The sequence below is a fragment of the Viridibacillus sp. FSL E2-0187 genome (assembly GCF_038006425.1).
Taxonomy (GTDB): Bacteria; Bacillota; Bacilli; order Bacillales_A; family Planococcaceae; genus Viridibacillus; species Viridibacillus arvi.
Map to the genome: position 1 here is coordinate 209,048 of NZ_JBBOVG010000002.1, position 16,341 is coordinate 225,388.

A 16,341-nucleotide genomic window follows, 5' to 3' on the forward strand; every position below is an offset into this window, starting at 1 on the left:
ACTTTTTTAAAAAGTTGTTGACAGCAGAAGGTATAAATGTTAAGATTTAAAAGTCGTCAAAACAAAACGACAAAATGAACCTTGAAAACTGAACATGCAAGACGTTAATCAATAAATGTTTTTGAACATCAACTCTGTTGGTGGATCAAAACAAAAATAGATATCATCTTCGGATGATACGCTAGCAAAGCTAATGAGCTTTCAAACTACTTTTATGGAGAGTTTGATCCTGGCTCAGGACGAACGCTGGCGGCGTGCCTAATACATGCAAGTCGAGCGAATGATGAAGAAGCTTGCTTCTTCTGATTTAGCGGCGGACGGGTGAGTAACACGTGGGCAACCTACCTAGTAGATTGGGATAACTCCGGGAAACCGGGGCTAATACCGAATAATCCATTTTGTCACATGGCAAAATGCTGAAAGGCGGTTTCGGCTGTCACTACTAGATGGGCCCGCGGTGCATTAGCTAGTTGGTGGGGTAATGGCCTACCAAGGCAACGATGCATAGCCGACCTGAGAGGGTGATCGGCCACATTGGGACTGAGACACGGCCCAAACTCCTACGGGAGGCAGCAGTAGGGAATCTTCCACAATGGACGAAAGTCTGATGGAGCAACGCCGCGTGAGTGATGAAGGTTTTCGGATCGTAAAACTCTGTTGTAAGGGAAGAACAAGTACGTTAGTAACTGAACGTACCTTGACGGTACCTTATTAGAAAGCCACGGCTAACTACGTGCCAGCAGCCGCGGTAATACGTAGGTGGCAAGCGTTGTCCGGATTTATTGGGCGTAAAGCGCGCGCAGGTGGTTTCTTAAGTCTGATGTGAAAGCCCACGGCTCAACCGTGGAGGGTCATTGGAAACTGGGAGACTTGAGTGCAGAAGAGGAAAGTGGAATTCCAAGTGTAGCGGTGAAATGCGTAGAGATTTGGAGGAACACCAGTGGCGAAGGCGACTTTCTGGTCTGTAACTGACACTGAGGCGCGAAAGCGTGGGGAGCAAACAGGATTAGATACCCTGGTAGTCCACGCCGTAAACGATGAGTGCTAAGTGTTAGGGGGTTTCCGCCCCTTAGTGCTGCAGCTAACGCATTAAGCACTCCGCCTGGGGAGTACGGCCGCAAGGTTGAAACTCAAAGGAATTGACGGGGGCCCGCACAAGCGGTGGAGCATGTGGTTTAATTCGAAGCAACGCGAAGAACCTTACCAGGTCTTGACATCCCAATGACCGCTCTAGAGATAGAGTTTTCCCTTCGGGGACATTGGTGACAGGTGGTGCATGGTTGTCGTCAGCTCGTGTCGTGAGATGTTGGGTTAAGTCCCGCAACGAGCGCAACCCTTGATCTTAGTTGCCATCATTTAGTTGGGCACTCTAAGGTGACTGCCGGTGACAAACCGGAGGAAGGTGGGGATGACGTCAAATCATCATGCCCCTTATGACCTGGGCTACACACGTGCTACAATGGACGATACAAAGAGTCGCTAACTCGCGAGGGTATGCTAATCTCATAAAATCGTTCTCAGTTCGGATTGTAGGCTGCAACTCGCCTACATGAAGCCGGAATCGCTAGTAATCGTGGATCAGCATGCCACGGTGAATACGTTCCCGGGCCTTGTACACACCGCCCGTCACACCACGAGAGTTTGTAACACCCGAAGTCGGTGAGGTAACCTTTATGGGGCCAGCCGCCGAAGGTGGGATAGATGATTGGGGTGAAGTCGTAACAAGGTAGCCGTATCGGAAGGTGCGGCTGGATCACCTCCTTTCTAAGGATAATTACGGAAACAGATCTTGGATCTGTCGATTAACGTCTTGCGTTCAGTTTTGAAGGCTCATTGTAAAATGATCTTCAAAACCTTGTTCTTTGAAAACTGGATAAAACGACATTGAAGCAAATTAAGTAACACATTTTTTATTATTAAGTTTTTTAGGCTTAATAACTAACTTTTAGGTTAAGTTATTAAGGGCGCATGGCGGATGCCTTGGCACTAGGAGCCGAAGAAGGACGGCACTAACACCGATATGCTTCGGGGAGCTGTAAGTGAGCTTTGATCCGGAGATTTCCGAATGGGGGAACCCACTGTTCGTAATGGAGCAGTATCTTGACGTGAATACATAGCGTCTTGATGGCAGACCCAGGGAACTGAAACATCTAAGTACCTGGAGGAAGAGAAAGAAAAATCGATTCCCTGAGTAGCGGCGAGCGAAACGGGAATAGCCCAAACCAAGAGGCTTGCCTCTTGGGGTTGTAGGACACTCTATATGGAGTTACAAAGGAATGAGTTAAACGAAGCGGTCTGGAAAGGCCCGCCAGAGCAGGTAACAGCCCTGTAGTTGAAAGTTCATTCTCTCTTGAGTGTATCCTGAGTACGGCGGAACACGTGAAATTCCGTCGGAATCTGGGAGGACCATCTCCCAAGGCTAAATACTACCTAGTGACCGATAGTGAACCAGTACCGTGAGGGAAAGGTGAAAAGCACCCCGGAAGGGGAGTGAAATAGATCCTGAAACCATGTGCCTACAAGTAGTTAGAGCCCGTTAATGGGTGATAGCGTGCCTTTTGTAGAATGAACCGGCGAGTTACGATTACATGCGAGGTTAAGTTTTAGAAGACGGAGCCGTAGCGAAAGCGAGTCTGAATAGGGCGAATGAGTATGTGGTTGTAGACCCGAAACCAGGTGATCTACCCATGTCCAGGGTGAAGGTAAGGTAACACTTACTGGAGGCCCGAACCCACGTACGTTGAAAAGTGCGGGGATGAGGTGTGGGTAGCGGAGAAATTCCAATCGAACCTGGAGATAGCTGGTTCTCTCCGAAATAGCTTTAGGGCTAGCCTCGTGATAGAGAATCCTGGAGGTAGAGCACTGTTTGAACTAGGGGTCCATCCCGGATTACCGAATTCAGACAAACTCCGAATGCCAGTGATTTATGCACGGGAGTCAGACTGCGAGTGATAAGATCCGTAGTCAAAAGGGAAACAGCCCAGACCACCAGCTAAGGTCCCAAAGTAATTGTTAAGTGGAAAAGGATGTGACGTTGCTTAGACAACCAGGATGTTGGCTCAGAAGCAGCCATCATTTAAAGAGTGCGTAATAGCTCACTGGTCGAGTGACGCTGCGCCGAAAATGTATCGGGGCTAAACAATTCACCGAAGCTGTGGATGGACATCTTAGATGTCCGTGGTAGGAGAGCGTTCTAAGTGCTGTGAAGTCAGACCGGAAGGACTGGTGGAGCGCTTAGAAGTGAGAATGCCGGTATGAGTAGCGAAAGACGGGTGAGAATCCCGTCCACCGAATGACTAAGGTTTCCTGAGGAAGGCTCGTCCGCTCAGGGTTAGTCGGGACCTAAGCCGAGGCCGATAGGCGTAGGCGATGGACAACAGGTTGATATTCCTGTACCACCTATTTACCATTTGAGCAATGGGGGGACGCAGTAGGATAGGGTAAGCATGCTGTTGGTTATGCATGTTCAAGCAGTGAGGCGTGAAATGAGGCAAATCCCATTTCTATAACGTTGAGCTGTGATGACGAGGACGTATGTCCGGAGTTCCTGATTTCACACTGCCAAGAAAAGCCTCTAGCGAGGTAAAAGGTGCCCGTACCGCAAACCGACACAGGTAGTCGAGGAGAGAATCCTAAGGTGTGCGAGAGAACTCTCGTTAAGGAACTCGGCAAAATGACCCCGTAACTTCGGGAGAAGGGGTGCTCTAGTAGGGTGAAAGCCCGAGAGAGCCGCAGTGAATAGGCCCAGGCGACTGTTTAGCAAAAACACAGGTCTCTGCAAAACCGTAAGGTGACGTATAGGGGCTGACGCCTGCCCGGTGCTGGAAGGTTAAGAGGAGTGCTTAGCGCAAGCGAAGGTGCGAATTGAAGCCCCAGTAAACGGCGGCCGTAACTATAACGGTCCTAAGGTAGCGAAATTCCTTGTCGGGTAAGTTCCGACCCGCACGAAAGGCGTAACGATCTGGGCACTGTCTCAACGAGAGACTCGGTGAAATTATAGTACCTGTGAAGATGCAGGTTACCCGCGACAGGACGGAAAGACCCCGTGGAGCTTTACTGTAGCCTGATATTGAATTTTGATACATCTTGTACAGGATAGGTAGGAGCCAGAGATTCCGGAGCGCCAGCTTCGGAGGAGGCGTTGGTGGGATACTACCCTAGATGTATTGAACTTCTAACCCATGCCCCTTAGCGGGGTAGGAGACAGTGTCAGGCGGGCAGTTTGACTGGGGCGGTCGCCTCCTAAAGAGTAACGGAGGCGCCCAAAGGTTCCCTCAGAATGGTTGGAAATCATTCGTAGAGTGTAAAGGCATAAGGGAGCTTGACTGCGAGACCTACAAGTCGAGCAGGGTCGAAAGACGGGCTTAGTGATCCGGTGGTTCCGCATGGAAGGGCCATCGCTCAACGGATAAAAGCTACCCCGGGGATAACAGGCTTATCTCCCCCAAGAGTCCACATCGACGGGGAGGTTTGGCACCTCGATGTCGGCTCATCGCATCCTGGGGCTGTAGTCGGTCCCAAGGGTTGGGCTGTTCGCCCATTAAAGCGGTACGCGAGCTGGGTTCAGAACGTCGTGAGACAGTTCGGTCCCTATCCGTCGTGGGCGTAGGAAATTTGAGAGGAGCTGTCCTTAGTACGAGAGGACCGGGATGGACACACCGCTGGTGTACCAGTTGTTCTGCCAAGGGCATCGCTGGGTAGCTATGTGTGGACGGGATAAGTGCTGAAAGCATCTAAGCATGAAGCCCCCCTCAAGATGAGATTTCCCATTACGCAAGTAAGTAAGATCCCTCAAAGACGATGAGGTAGATAGGTTCGAGGTGGAAGTGTGGCGACATACGGAGCTGACGAATACTAATAGATCGAGGACTTAACCAAATTTTACTTAACTAACTTCAATGTAATTTATCCAGTTTTGAGAGAACAAGTTCTCTAAATAGTCTAGTGATGATGGCAAAGAGGTCACACCCGTTCCCATGCCGAACACGGAAGTTAAGCTCTTTAGCGCCGATGGTAGTTGGGGGTTTCCCCCTGTGAGAGTAGGACGTTGCTAGGCACATTAAAGCACAGCTGATTTAATCAGTTGTGCTTTTTTTATTACTTATTTTTATTATTAAGAGTATAATATTGTACTTAATTAAGTTTGAGATATTCTATGTATCTACCATGATTTATATTTATATCTTCTATTTGAATTCGTTTTTCTTGTACAAATATTAAATAAAACATATGGTTAAAAGAAGTACAATCAAATAGAATAGCAAAATTTATTCTAACAGGAGGTATGGAAAATGACAGTAGTCTATGATTTTACGGTTAAAAAGGTAGATGGAGAGCAACAAAATTTAAGTGATTTTACTGGTAAACCATTGCTAATTGTAAATACAGCAAGTAAATGTGGTTTTACACCACAATTTAAAGAACTACAAGCAATGTATGAAAAATATAACGAACAGGGATTTGAAATTTTAGGTTTTCCTTGTGATCAATTTAATAATCAAGAGTTTGCAGATATCGATGAAACAATGCAATTTTGCCAAAAGAATTACGGAGTAAATTTTCCAATGTTTGCAAAGGTAGATGTAAAGGGAGACAATGCTGATCCATTATTTAAATATCTAGTTTCAGAGAAAAAAGGTTTACTAACCGAGGGGATTAAATGGAATTTCACTAAGTTCTTAATAAATAAAGAGGGGAAGGTTGTAGCGCGTTATGCACCTCAAACTTCACCAGTTAAAATAGAAAATGACTTAAAATCTACATTGAAGTGAACAATTCTAAATAATCTTATTTATTGCTGAGTCCTTGACAAGTGAATAGCCACGTTGTTAATCTTACAATTAATATTCTTTTACAAAACAGGAGGAGTTACCGAAATGTGGGAAACGAAATTTGCCAAAGAAGGTTTAACGTTTGATGATGTATTGCTTGTACCAGCACATTCTGAAGTATTACCGAAAGATGTAAGTTTATCAGTTAATTTAACACCAAAAATTAAATTGAATATCCCTATTATTAGTGCTGGAATGGATACAGTAACTGAGGCACCAATGGCAATTTCTATGGCTCGTCAAGGTGGTATTGGTATTATCCACAAAAATATGAGCATTGAAGAGCAAGCGGATCAAGTAGAGAAAGTAAAACGCTCTGAAAATGGAGTTATTACGAATCCGTTTTTCCTAACACCATCTCATCAAGTATTTGATGCAGAACATTTAATGGGAAAATACCGTATTTCAGGTGTTCCAATTGTAAATAATGATAAAGATCTTAAATTAGTAGGAATTATTACAAACCGTGATTTACGCTTTGTACAAGACTACTCTCAAAAAATTGATGAAGTTATGACTAAAGAAGATCTAGTTACGGCTCCTGTTGGAACAACTTTAGACGATGCAGAAAAAATACTTCAACAATATAAAATCGAGAAATTACCAATCGTTGATGATGAAGGCGTCTTAAAAGGCTTAATCACAATTAAAGATATAGAAAAAGTTATGGAATTCCCGAACGCTGCTAAAGACCATCTAGGTCGTTTACTTGTAGGTGCTGCAGTTGGTGTTACGAAAGATTCTATGGTTCGTGTACAAAAATTAGTAGACGCACAAGTAGATGTAATTGTAATCGATACAGCACATGGTCACTCACAAGGTGTTTTAGAAGTAGTAAGAGATATTCGCGCAGCATTCCCAGATTTAGATATTATCGCTGGTAACGTTGCAACAGGTGAGGCTACAAAAGCTCTTTATGAAGCTGGAGCTGATGTAGTTAAAGTAGGGATTGGGCCTGGTTCAATTTGTACAACTCGTGTTGTTGCAGGTGTTGGTGTACCTCAAATTACAGCAATTTATGATTGCGCTGCAGAAGCTCGTAAACAAGGTAAAACAATTATTGCTGATGGCGGTATTAAATACTCAGGAGATATTATAAAAGCTTTAGCTGCTGGCGGACATGTAGTAATGTTAGGTAGCTTACTTGCAGGTACTTCTGAATCTCCAGGAGAAACTGAAATCTACCAAGGTCGTCGCTTTAAAGTATATCGTGGTATGGGTTCAGTAGGAGCTATGGAAAAAGGTTCAAAAGATCGCTACTTCCAAGAGGATGCGAAAAAACTTGTTCCAGAAGGTATTGAAGGACGTCTTCCTTACAAAGGACCTTTAGCAGATACGATCCACCAATTAGTTGGAGGTATTCGCTCAGGTATGGGGTATTGTGGTACGAAGGATCTTCGTGATTTACGTGAAAATGCACAGTTCGTTCGTATGACTGGTGCTGGGTTACGTGAAAGTCATCCACATGATGTTCAGATTACGAAAGAATCACCAAACTACTCAATCTCATAATTTCGAAACTTTCCCACCCTTTCTACGTCAAACTAGATGTAGAAAGGGTGTTTTTTTATACACCGTAGTTGTGGGCCCTGAATCTATGTTAAAATGAGCGGAGTAAGAGGAGTAATATGAACACATATGGAGGTATTATGGTGAAAACATCAAGAAAAAACACATGGTTACGATTAATCATGGTTTCTGCTTTGCTGTTAAGTATGTTTGTAACAATACCGAAGGCAGCGAATGCAGAAGACGAGCTTAATTTGCGCGTTAAAGGCGCCATTTTAATCGATGCAGACTCAGGTAAAATTTTATATCAAAAGAATGCGGACAAGTCTTTAGGAATTGCTAGTATGTCAAAAATGATGACAGAATATATATTACTAGATGCAATTAATGAAGGTAAAATTACTTGGGATCAAAAATATAAAGTGTCAGATTACGCATATAAAATTTCCCAAAATCGTGCACTTAGTAACGTGCCTCTACGTGCTGACGGTGAATATACAATTCGTGAATTGTATGAAGCAATGGCAATTTACTCAGCAAATGGAGCGACTATTGGAATTGCAGAAACAATTGCTGGCTCAGAAACAGAATTTGTTAACATGATGAATAAAAAAGCAAAAAAAATGGGTTTGAAGAATTATACTTTCGTTAATTCAACAGGCTTAAATAATGCACAACTAGATGGTATGGAACCAGCAGGTACTGGTAAAACTGCGGAGAATAAGATGCCCGCAAAATCTGTTGCTAAATTAGCCTATCATTTATTAAAAGATCACCCTGATGTATTGAAAACTTCAAGCATTACGAAAAAAACATTCCGTGAAGGTACAGATGATGCAATTAAAATGTCTAACTGGAATTTCATGCTACCTGGTCTAGTATTTGAATATGAAGGTGTAGATGGATTAAAAACAGGTACAACTGATTTTGCTGGTTACTGTTTCACAGGTACTGCAACACGTAATGGAACACGTCTAATTGCAGTTGTTTTAGATGCTGTAGATGCTAATGGTGAAGGAACATATAAATCTCGTTTTGATGCAACACGCACATTATTCGACTATGGTTTCAATCAATTTACGACAGAAGAAATTGTCCCGGCCAACTATACGTTTAAAGGACAAAAATCGATACCTGTAATTGATGGTAAAGAAGATAAAGTGAACATTGCTACAAAAGAAGCTATTTCAATTATGGTTAAAACTTCAGATAGAGATTTATATAAACCAAAATTAGTTTTAGATAAAAAAGAACTAGACGCACCTGTTAAAAAAGGCGCTGTTGTTGGACATGTTGAAATTGAAAAAACTGAAGGTAAAGATTATGGATTTATTGATGGAGAAGTAAACAATGCAGAGGTAGTCACTACAGCTACTGTTGAGAAATCTGGATGGATTTCCCGAGCATTCAAAGGTATTGGCAACTTCTTCTCTGATTTATGGAATAAAATATTCTAATATAAAAAAGGCAATCATGACGATTGCCTTTTTTTATGCTCTAATTCCCCAAGCCTCCATTAATTGTTGTACAGATTGACTAATTTCTTCGTCTTTAATTCCCCCAAAACCGAGCAGAAACTGTATGGGTTTTTCATTTAATATTGGATCCATCATATATTCTTGAATAGGTATAATACGAATGCCTTTTTCTTTTGCTAAGTTTTTCAATTCTGTTGCATTTTTTGTGTGGGAAATTGTTAGTACGATATGCATACCTGCTTGTTCGCCGGAAATTTTAACAGTTGGTGAAAATGGTTCTAGAGCCATTGTAAGCTTTTCTAATTTTTTACGATAGATTTTACGCATTCGATTTAAATGCTTCGCAAAATGGCCATCCCGCATGAATTGTGCGAGAATATGCTGTTCGAAGCGAGGTACAGTCGATGTATAGTAATTAAACGCCTGATTGTACACTTCTACTAATTTTGGAGGCAGTACAAAATAGGCAATGCGTAGTGAAGGCATAAGTGATTTAGAAAATGTACTTATGTAAATCACGCTGTCACTTTTATCCATTCCTTGTAATGCAGCAATTGGTTTCCCAATATAACGAAATTCACTATCATAATCATCTTCAATGATATAACGATCACCCTTTTGGGAAGCCCAGTTTAAAAGCTGTGCTCTGCGAGGGGCAGATAATACTGCACCAGTCGGAAATTGATGTGAGGGCGTGACATAGACAATATTAGCCTTAGAGTGCTCCAAATCATTGACCAATAGCCCTTCATCATCTACATTGATTGGTATTGCAGGACGATCTGTTTGCTTAAAGATGTGATGGGTTAATGGATAACCTGGATTTTCAATTCCAAAGCGAGAAGAGGCTCCTAGAAGGCGAATAATCATAGGCATAAGTTGTTCTGTCCCAGAGCCAATTACAATTTGATTCGGCGCACATATAACACCTCTTGATTGATACAAATACGTAGCAATTTCCTCGCGTAATTCTTGCTCTCCTTGGGGCGAACCAATTAGTAATAACTCTTGAGATTGCTCATCAATTGCTTCCTTCGCATATTTCCTCCAAAGATGGAATGGAAATGATTCTGTATCAATTTGTCCCGGATTAAAATCTATGTTAAATGTTTCGCGGGATAAGGAAGTTGGAATCACTGGATATTGAATATTTTTTTCTACATAGGCAAGTTCCTCAACAGCTTCAACGAAATATCCGACACGGGGCTTTGAAGCAATAAAGCCTTCTGCTAACAACTGTGCATAGGCAAGTTCAATTGTCGTTTGACTAATATTTAAAAATTCAGCTAATTTTCTCTTTGAAGGAAGTTTAGATTCAGTTGGTATTGTACCTTCTGTAATCCCCTTCTTAATGCCTTCGTAGAGCTGTTCGTACATAGGTTTACTAGAATTTCTCTCTAGCTGAAACATAAGCATATCCATCAGATCACCTCTTCTGACCATGTAAGTAATATAAAAACTGAATCTTTTTATATGGTCAATTTTCATTATACTAACATCATACAAGAAAATGGAGGCGATGGAAATGACAAATCAAACAGCTACAGATCGAGTAAAACGCGGAATGGCAGAAATGCAAAAGGGTGGCGTAATTATGGATGTAATTAATGCTGAGCAGGCGAAAATTGCGGAGGAAGCTGGCGCAGTTGCTGTTATGGCTCTTGAGCGTGTTCCTTCTGATATTCGAGCTGCTGGTGAAGTAGCACGTATGGCAGATCCTCGTATTGTGGAAGAAGTGATGTCAGCCGTATCAATTCCTGTAATGGCGAAAGCGCGTATTGGCCATATTGTAGAAGCCCGTGTTTTAGAAGCAATGGGGGTAGATTACATAGATGAAAGTGAAGTGTTAACACCAGCAGATGAAGAATATCATTTGTTAAAAAGCGATTATAAAGTGCCCTTTGTTTGTGGGTGTCGTGATTTAGGTGAAGCAACACGTCGTATTGGTGAAGGGGCATCGATGCTTCGTACAAAGGGGGAGCCAGGAACGGGTAATATAGTTGAAGCTGTTCGTCATATACGTCAAGTGAATGCACAGGTACGTAAAGTTGCAAACATGACACCGGATGAGCTAATGACAGAGGCAAAAATTTTAGGTGCACCTTATGAGCTTTTATTAGAAATCAATCGTTTAGGTCGATTGCCGGTTGTGAATTTTGCTGCTGGTGGAGTAGCAACTCCTGCTGATGCAGCGTTAATGATGGAGCTTGGGGCAGATGGTGTTTTTGTAGGATCAGGTATTTTCAAATCTGAAAATCCTGCCAAGTTTGCAAAAGCTATTGTAGAATCAACTACTCATTATAAGGATTATAAATTAATCGCTGAAATTTCGAAGGAACTTGGAGTTCCGATGAAAGGTATTGAAATCTCTCGCTTAAATCCACAAGATCGTATGCAAGAGCGAGGCTGGTAAGATGGTGAAAATCGGTGTTTTAGGGCTGCAAGGAGCTGTACGTGAGCATGTTCAGGCTATAGAAGCAGCTGGTGCTGTTGCAATCATTGTAAAGCATGCAGAACAACTAAAGGAACTTGAAGGTCTTGTATTACCGGGTGGTGAAAGTACAACGATGCGAAGGTTAATTGATCGTTACGGGATGATGGAACCCCTTCGTCAATTCGCTGGTGATGGTAAACCAATATTCGGTACTTGTGCAGGATTAATATTATTAGCGAAAAATATCATTGGTCAGCAATCACCACATATTGGTGTAATGGATGTTATTGTTGAGCGGAATTCATTTGGTAGACAGATTGATAGCTTTGAAATACCTCTCTCTATAAAAAATATTGGTGAAAACTTTCCGGCAATATTTATACGTGCTCCTCATATTGTAACTGTGGGATCGAACGTTGAAGTATTAGCACAGTATGATGGGCGCATTGTTTTAGCGAAAGATGGTCAGTTTCTAGGCTGTTCTTTTCATCCCGAATTGACAGAAGATCAACGAATTATGGCATACTTTGTGCAAATGGTTGAGCAAAGTGTTTTGACCATACTTGCAAAACGTTGAAATCTATTGTAAAGTATGGATAAAATTCATATTAAACACGATGATAGGAAGTAGTAGCAAGTAAGTTTTTTTATAGAGAGTCGACGGTTGGTGTAAGTCGATAAAAAACCTTGTGAATCCGTCCTGGAGTTGCTCAGCTGAATCTTTAGTAGGCTGTGGCCGGCCAACAAGCCGTTATGAAACAAGTGGATTGCATCTAGATGCAATCAATTAGGGTGGCAACGCGGGTATGCTCTCGTCCCTTTCATGGGGATGAGGGCTTTTTTGTTGCTTATTTTTAATGCGACCTAGACCTAAAGTATTGTTTTGTAAGATAACCTTGATACATTTCTATTATCGAATTTACAAAACTGGAGGAATGGACATATGTTAGATATTAAACGAATCCGTGATAATTATACGGAAATTAAAGAAAAGCTATCACACCGTAATGAAGATTTAGGTACCTTCGATCAATTTGAAACTCTTGATCAACAACGACGCGATTTAATCGCAAAAACAGAAGTATTAAAAGCTGAGCGTAACCAAGTTTCTGAACAAATTGCTCAAAAGAAACGTAATAAAGAAAATGCTGATGCTGAAATCGCGCATATGCGTAAAGTTGGCGATGACATTAAAGCATTAGATACAGATCTTCGTGAAGTAGAAGGTAAATTCCAAGATATGATGATGCGCTTACCAAATATTCCACATGAAAGTGTACCAGTAGGAGACACGGAAGATGATAATGTGGAAGTAGCTAAATGGGGCGACATTCCAGAGTTTGACTTTGAGGTTAAAGCGCACTGGGATTTAGGTACAGATTTGAACATCATCGACTTTGAAAGTGCTGCAAAAACAACAGGTAGCCGTTTTGTATTTTATCGTGGTCTAGGTGCTCGTTTAGAACGTGCTTTAATGAGTTTCATGATGGATTTACATTCTGAAGAACATGGTTATGAAGAAATGTTACCACCGGTAATTGTTAACCGTGATAGCTTAACAGGTACGGGCCAGCTTCCGAAATTTGAAGAAGATGTATTCAAATTAGCGGATACAGATTACTTCTTAATCCCAACAGCAGAAGTACCGGTAACAAACTTCTTCCGTGATGAAATTTTAGATGCTGATGTTTTACCGAAAGGCTTTTCAGCTTATAGTGCTTCTTTCCGTTCTGAAGCGGGATCAGCAGGCCGTGATACACGTGGTTTAATTCGCCAACACCAATTTAACAAAGTAGAACTTGTGCGTTTCGTGAAACCAGAAGATTCTTATGAAGAATTAGAAAAATTAACAGGCCATGCTGAAAAAGTTCTCCAACTTTTAGGATTACCATATCGTAAATTAAAAATGTGTACATCTGATTTAGGATTCACTGCTGCAAAAAAATACGATTTAGAAGTATGGATTCCAGCCCAAGGTACGTACCGTGAAATTTCTTCTTGCTCTAATTTTGAAGATTTCCAAGCGCGTCGTGCCAATATTCGTTTCCGCCGTGAAACAGGAGCAAAACCTGAATATGTGCACACATTAAATGGTAGTGGTTTAGCAATTGGTCGTACAGTTGCAGCACTTCTTGAAAACTATCAACAAGCGGATGGCTCTGTAGTTATTCCTGAAGTTTTACGTCCATATATGGGCGGTAAAGAAGTAATTCAAGCTCCAACTAAATAATTTATACATGAAAAGGCTAATGCTATGGAGTTTTCTCCTGCAGTAGCCTTTTTCTGTTTTTTAAATACCTTCTGCATCACAACGGATTTGGTAAAATTGCTGAATAGTAGGATGAGCTCTATCGATGTTTAAATTTTGTAATCTGCGTTTTCCTATACGGTAATCAAACATGGCTAAAGCTTGAATGAGTACATTTTCTGATAGTAATGATTCTTCAATGGGGAATTGAGTATAGTGTATGATTGCTTCATACAAGTAAAAGCTTTCGAAATTTCCGAGGTCCATTAAAGTTGCTTCAGCTAAATCATAGGCATCTACTAATGCTCGTCTTTCAGGGGATTCTAACATTACATTGAAGTCTCTATTATATGGTATGGGTTTTAGCCTATGTTGTTCTTTTAGTTGTGCATATAGTGTGTTCCTCGGAACGATAAAACTTAAATCATCTGCATTTAAAATCTTCTGCTTATCTAATGTAAGCCAAATACTTGCTGGGTTGTCATGTGCTTTACGATATGTTGTTGCATAAAGCTTCACACGACCTTGCAATTTTTTGCAAAGAAAACTTTCGTATCTTTTTTTGATTTTGCTGAATTGCATAGGTTATCTCCCTTGAGTTTAATAGTGAATACCCTCTGCCTCACAACGGATTTGATAAAACTTTCTTTCTAATGAAGACTGTGGTGCAGTCATGTTTTTTAATTTACGTTTCCCCACACGACGATCAAGTAATGCATATGCACGGATAATTGGGTTTGTAGAAGCTAGTGCATCTACAATTGATAAATGAGGATATTGAGTAAATGCTTCATATAAATGTAAGCTGGCCATTTTGTTTTGTTCGTCTATTTGTACTTCTGTAGAGAGTAGTTCGGGATTTTTATTCCCTTGAAATTGTTCGTTAATAAATTTTAAATCAGCTACATTAAAAATTTGGTCTTTATTTAGTGTTAACCAAATGTGTGGTCTATCATCACGAGATTGATTATGTGTAGCGGATTGAAGTTCGACCTTTCCTTGTAACGGCTCGCATAAGAAACGTTCAACGTCGGATTTTAATTTGGAAAAGGGTATAACTTTAGGGGCAGAAGTTGCTCGTTCGGTTTTTTTCTTACTACGTAGACTACTGAAGAAATCACTTAATAATTGACCACATTCAGCTGTTAATATGCCCTCCGTTACTTCGCACTTATGATTAAATCGTGAGTCATCTAATAAATGATAGAGTGAATCTACACAACCTGCTTTGCTATCTCTAGCTCCATAAACGACACGTGGCACTCTAGATTGTAAAATTGCTCCTGCGCACATAGGGCAAGGTTCTAAAGTAACGTAGAGAGTTGTTTCTTCTAATCGCCAACTACCAATTTTGTTACAAGCTTGTTGAATTGCCATGAGTTCAGCGTGGGTAACTGCATTCTGTGAAGTTTCGCGTAAATTGTGTGCACTGGCGATGACTTCATCCTTGTAGACAATAACGGCACCGATGGGCACCTCTCCTAGTGCTGCGGCCTTTTTTGCTTCTTTGATGGCCAATTGCATAAAGTGTAGATCTTTTTTTAATACGTCCATAGATTCATCGCTCCTTGCCAAATAGTGTAGCACGGTTTAAACCCAATTCGCATATATTACTGGAGAAATAATGCTAGAGGAGGTTGCACTTGATTTATGTAGTGAGGCAAGGTGATAACTTATATAATATCGCCAGGGCGCATAATACGACAGTCGCGACGATTGTTGCACTTAATGAAATTCCAGATCCAGATGTTCTAGTTGTTGGGCAAGCACTTGTATTACCTGAAACACCAGATCCAAATCGCCCTACAATTGATACAAATGGTTATGTTGAATGGTATACAGCTGAAATTCCAGAAAGTTTAATAGCTCAGCTGAGAAGACGTGCACCACTATTAACTTATATGATGCCATTTTCATATGAAGTGAAACGTGATGGCACTCTTACACCGCTGGACTGGGGAAGTATATCAGAGATAGCGAATGCTAATCAGTCGGCAACGGCCATCGTATTAACAAATATAGAGAATAACGCTTTTAGTGATACATTAGCACATACTATTTTAAATGATACTACATTACAAGATTTAATCATTGGAGCTGCTTTAAGTGAAGCTTCTAAAAAAGGGGCAAAAGATATTCACTTAGATTTTGAATACTTGTTAGCTGAGGATAAGCAACGTTACGTTGATTTTTTGAACAGGTTCAGACAAAGAGCTCATGCTCAAGGATTAACAATTTCAGCAGCAGTACCACCCAAGACAAGTGCAAATCAGCCAGGGAAATGGTATCAGGGGCACGACTATAAAGGGATAGGTGAAGCGGTTGATTTTGTTGTCATTATGACATATGAATGGGGATATAGCGGAGGTCCACCAATGGCGGTATCACCAATTGGTCCAGTACGTCAGGTGTTAGAATATACTATAACTGAAATACCTGCTGAAAAAGTAATGATGGGACAAAATTTATATGGATATGATTGGACATTACCATATAAAGCAGGAAATCCACCTGCAAGGGGATTGAGTCCTCAACAGGCTGTTGCTTTGGCAAGAAATCAAAATGCGGCGATTTCGTATGACCCAATAGCTGAAGCGCCATTTTTCCATTATTGGAGTAATGGAGTAGAACATGTGGTGTGGTTTGAAGATGCACGTTCTATTGAAGCGAAGTTCAATTTGCTAAAGGAACTAAAGTTAAGGGGTATAAGTTATTGGCATATGGGTTTTGCCTTCCCTCAAAACTGGGCACTTTTACAAGAGATGTTCCACGTGAAAAAACGATAATATTAAAACCTTCAGTTGATACTGGGGGTTTTTTTGCACACATTGATGTCATTAA

Annotated in this window: 10 protein-coding genes, 3 rRNA genes, 1 pseudogene and 1 other annotated feature; of the genes and pseudogenes, 10 read left to right on the plus strand and 4 right to left on the minus strand. The window is 41.2% G+C overall.

The features are described 5' to 3' along the window. The first annotated feature begins 211 nt into the window (after positions 1-211). The 6 genes from MHH85_RS20145 to MHH85_RS20170 all read left to right on the plus strand — a co-directional run bounded on the left by MHH85_RS20145 (position 212) and on the right by MHH85_RS20170 (position 8,797). A 16S ribosomal RNA gene (locus MHH85_RS20145) occupies positions 212-1,764 on the plus strand. A gap of 184 nt (positions 1,765-1,948) precedes the next feature. Beyond that, positions 1,949-4,878: ribosomal RNA gene (locus MHH85_RS20150) — 23S ribosomal RNA — on the plus strand. A 62-nt stretch (positions 4,879-4,940) separates the two neighbouring features. Further along, positions 4,941-5,056: ribosomal RNA gene (rrf, locus tag MHH85_RS20155) — 5S ribosomal RNA — on the plus strand. The 16S, 23S and 5S rRNA genes sit together here, the layout of an rRNA operon. Positions 5,057-5,291: 235 nt before the next feature. After that, positions 5,292-5,771, plus strand: coding sequence for a glutathione peroxidase (locus MHH85_RS20160; protein WP_193737884.1), 480 nt, complete (start codon positions 5,292-5,294; stop codon positions 5,769-5,771). Between the two features lie 105 nt (positions 5,772-5,876). Continuing rightward, entirely contained in the window at positions 5,877-7,343 is a 1,467-nt protein-coding gene (guaB, locus tag MHH85_RS20165; protein WP_053418405.1) for an IMP dehydrogenase, read from the plus strand. Between the two features lie 116 nt (positions 7,344-7,459). Continuing rightward, a complete protein-coding gene (locus MHH85_RS20170; RefSeq protein ID WP_340708315.1) occupies positions 7,460-8,797 on the plus strand; it encodes a serine hydrolase in 1,338 nt (445 codons plus the stop codon). Between the two features lie 33 nt (positions 8,798-8,830). On the opposite strand, the gene pdxR is transcribed toward MHH85_RS20170, so the two are convergent. Beyond that, positions 8,831-10,240, minus strand: coding sequence for a MocR-like pyridoxine biosynthesis transcription factor PdxR (gene pdxR / locus MHH85_RS20175; protein WP_340708316.1), 1,410 nt, complete (start codon positions 10,238-10,240; stop codon positions 8,831-8,833). A 103-nt stretch (positions 10,241-10,343) separates the two neighbouring features. Between pdxR and pdxS the strand changes: the two genes are divergently transcribed. From pdxS to serS, 3 genes are all read left to right on the plus strand, one after another. Next, positions 10,344-11,231 (plus strand): pyridoxal 5'-phosphate synthase lyase subunit PdxS, encoded by an 888-nt coding sequence (pdxS, locus tag MHH85_RS20180; protein ID WP_340708317.1) that lies wholly within the window; start codon positions 10,344-10,346, stop codon positions 11,229-11,231. A 4-nt stretch (positions 11,232-11,235) separates the two neighbouring features. Then, a complete protein-coding gene (pdxT, locus tag MHH85_RS20185) occupies positions 11,236-11,829 on the plus strand; it encodes a pyridoxal 5'-phosphate synthase glutaminase subunit PdxT (RefSeq protein WP_304952547.1) in 594 nt (197 codons plus the stop codon). A 31-nt stretch (positions 11,830-11,860) separates the two neighbouring features. Beyond that, positions 11,861-12,075: a binding site (T-box leader), on the plus strand. Positions 12,076-12,195: 120 nt separating this feature from the next. Beyond that, positions 12,196-13,482 (plus strand): serine--tRNA ligase, encoded by a 1,287-nt coding sequence (gene serS / locus MHH85_RS20190; RefSeq protein ID WP_193737880.1) that lies wholly within the window; start codon positions 12,196-12,198, stop codon positions 13,480-13,482. Between the two features lie 60 nt (positions 13,483-13,542). On the opposite strand, the gene MHH85_RS20195 is transcribed toward serS, so the two are convergent. The 3 genes and pseudogenes from MHH85_RS20195 to tadA form a co-directional block, all read right to left on the minus strand. Beyond that, on the minus strand, positions 13,543-14,082 hold the full coding sequence (locus MHH85_RS20195; RefSeq protein WP_340708318.1) for an SF0329 family protein: 540 nt from the start codon (positions 14,080-14,082) through the stop codon (positions 13,543-13,545). An 18-nt stretch (positions 14,083-14,100) separates the two neighbouring features. Then, positions 14,101-14,556, minus strand: a complete 456-nt coding sequence (locus MHH85_RS22330) for an SF0329 family protein (protein ID WP_445684134.1) — start codon at positions 14,554-14,556, stop codon at positions 14,101-14,103. Between the two features lie 21 nt (positions 14,557-14,577). Beyond that, positions 14,578-15,054: pseudogene (tadA, locus tag MHH85_RS20200) on the minus strand (tRNA adenosine(34) deaminase TadA); the annotation flags it as partial. An 89-nt stretch (positions 15,055-15,143) separates the two neighbouring features. On the opposite strand from tadA, the gene MHH85_RS20205 reads away from it, so the two are divergent. Further along, entirely contained in the window at positions 15,144-16,286 is a 1,143-nt protein-coding gene (locus tag MHH85_RS20205; RefSeq protein ID WP_193737878.1) for a glycosyl hydrolase family 18 protein, read from the plus strand. The last annotated feature ends 55 nt before the right edge of the window (positions 16,287-16,341 follow it).

Coding starts and splice junctions, on each gene's coding strand:
- pdxR (WP_340708316.1), bottom strand. CDS start 10,240: ATGGATATGCTTATGTTTCAGCTAGAGAGAAATTCTAGTAAACCTATG.
- pdxS (WP_340708317.1), top strand. CDS start 10,344: ATGACAAATCAAACAGCTACAGATCGAGTAAAACGCGGAATGGCAGAA.
- MHH85_RS20160 (WP_193737884.1), top strand. CDS start 5,292: ATGACAGTAGTCTATGATTTTACGGTTAAAAAGGTAGATGGAGAGCAA.
- guaB (WP_053418405.1), top strand. CDS start 5,877: ATGTGGGAAACGAAATTTGCCAAAGAAGGTTTAACGTTTGATGATGTA.
- serS (WP_193737880.1), top strand. CDS start 12,196: ATGTTAGATATTAAACGAATCCGTGATAATTATACGGAAATTAAAGAA.
- MHH85_RS20170 (WP_340708315.1), top strand. CDS start 7,460: ATGAACACATATGGAGGTATTATGGTGAAAACATCAAGAAAAAACACA.
- MHH85_RS20195 (WP_340708318.1), bottom strand. CDS start 14,082: ATGCAATTCAGCAAAATCAAAAAAAGATACGAAAGTTTTCTTTGCAAA.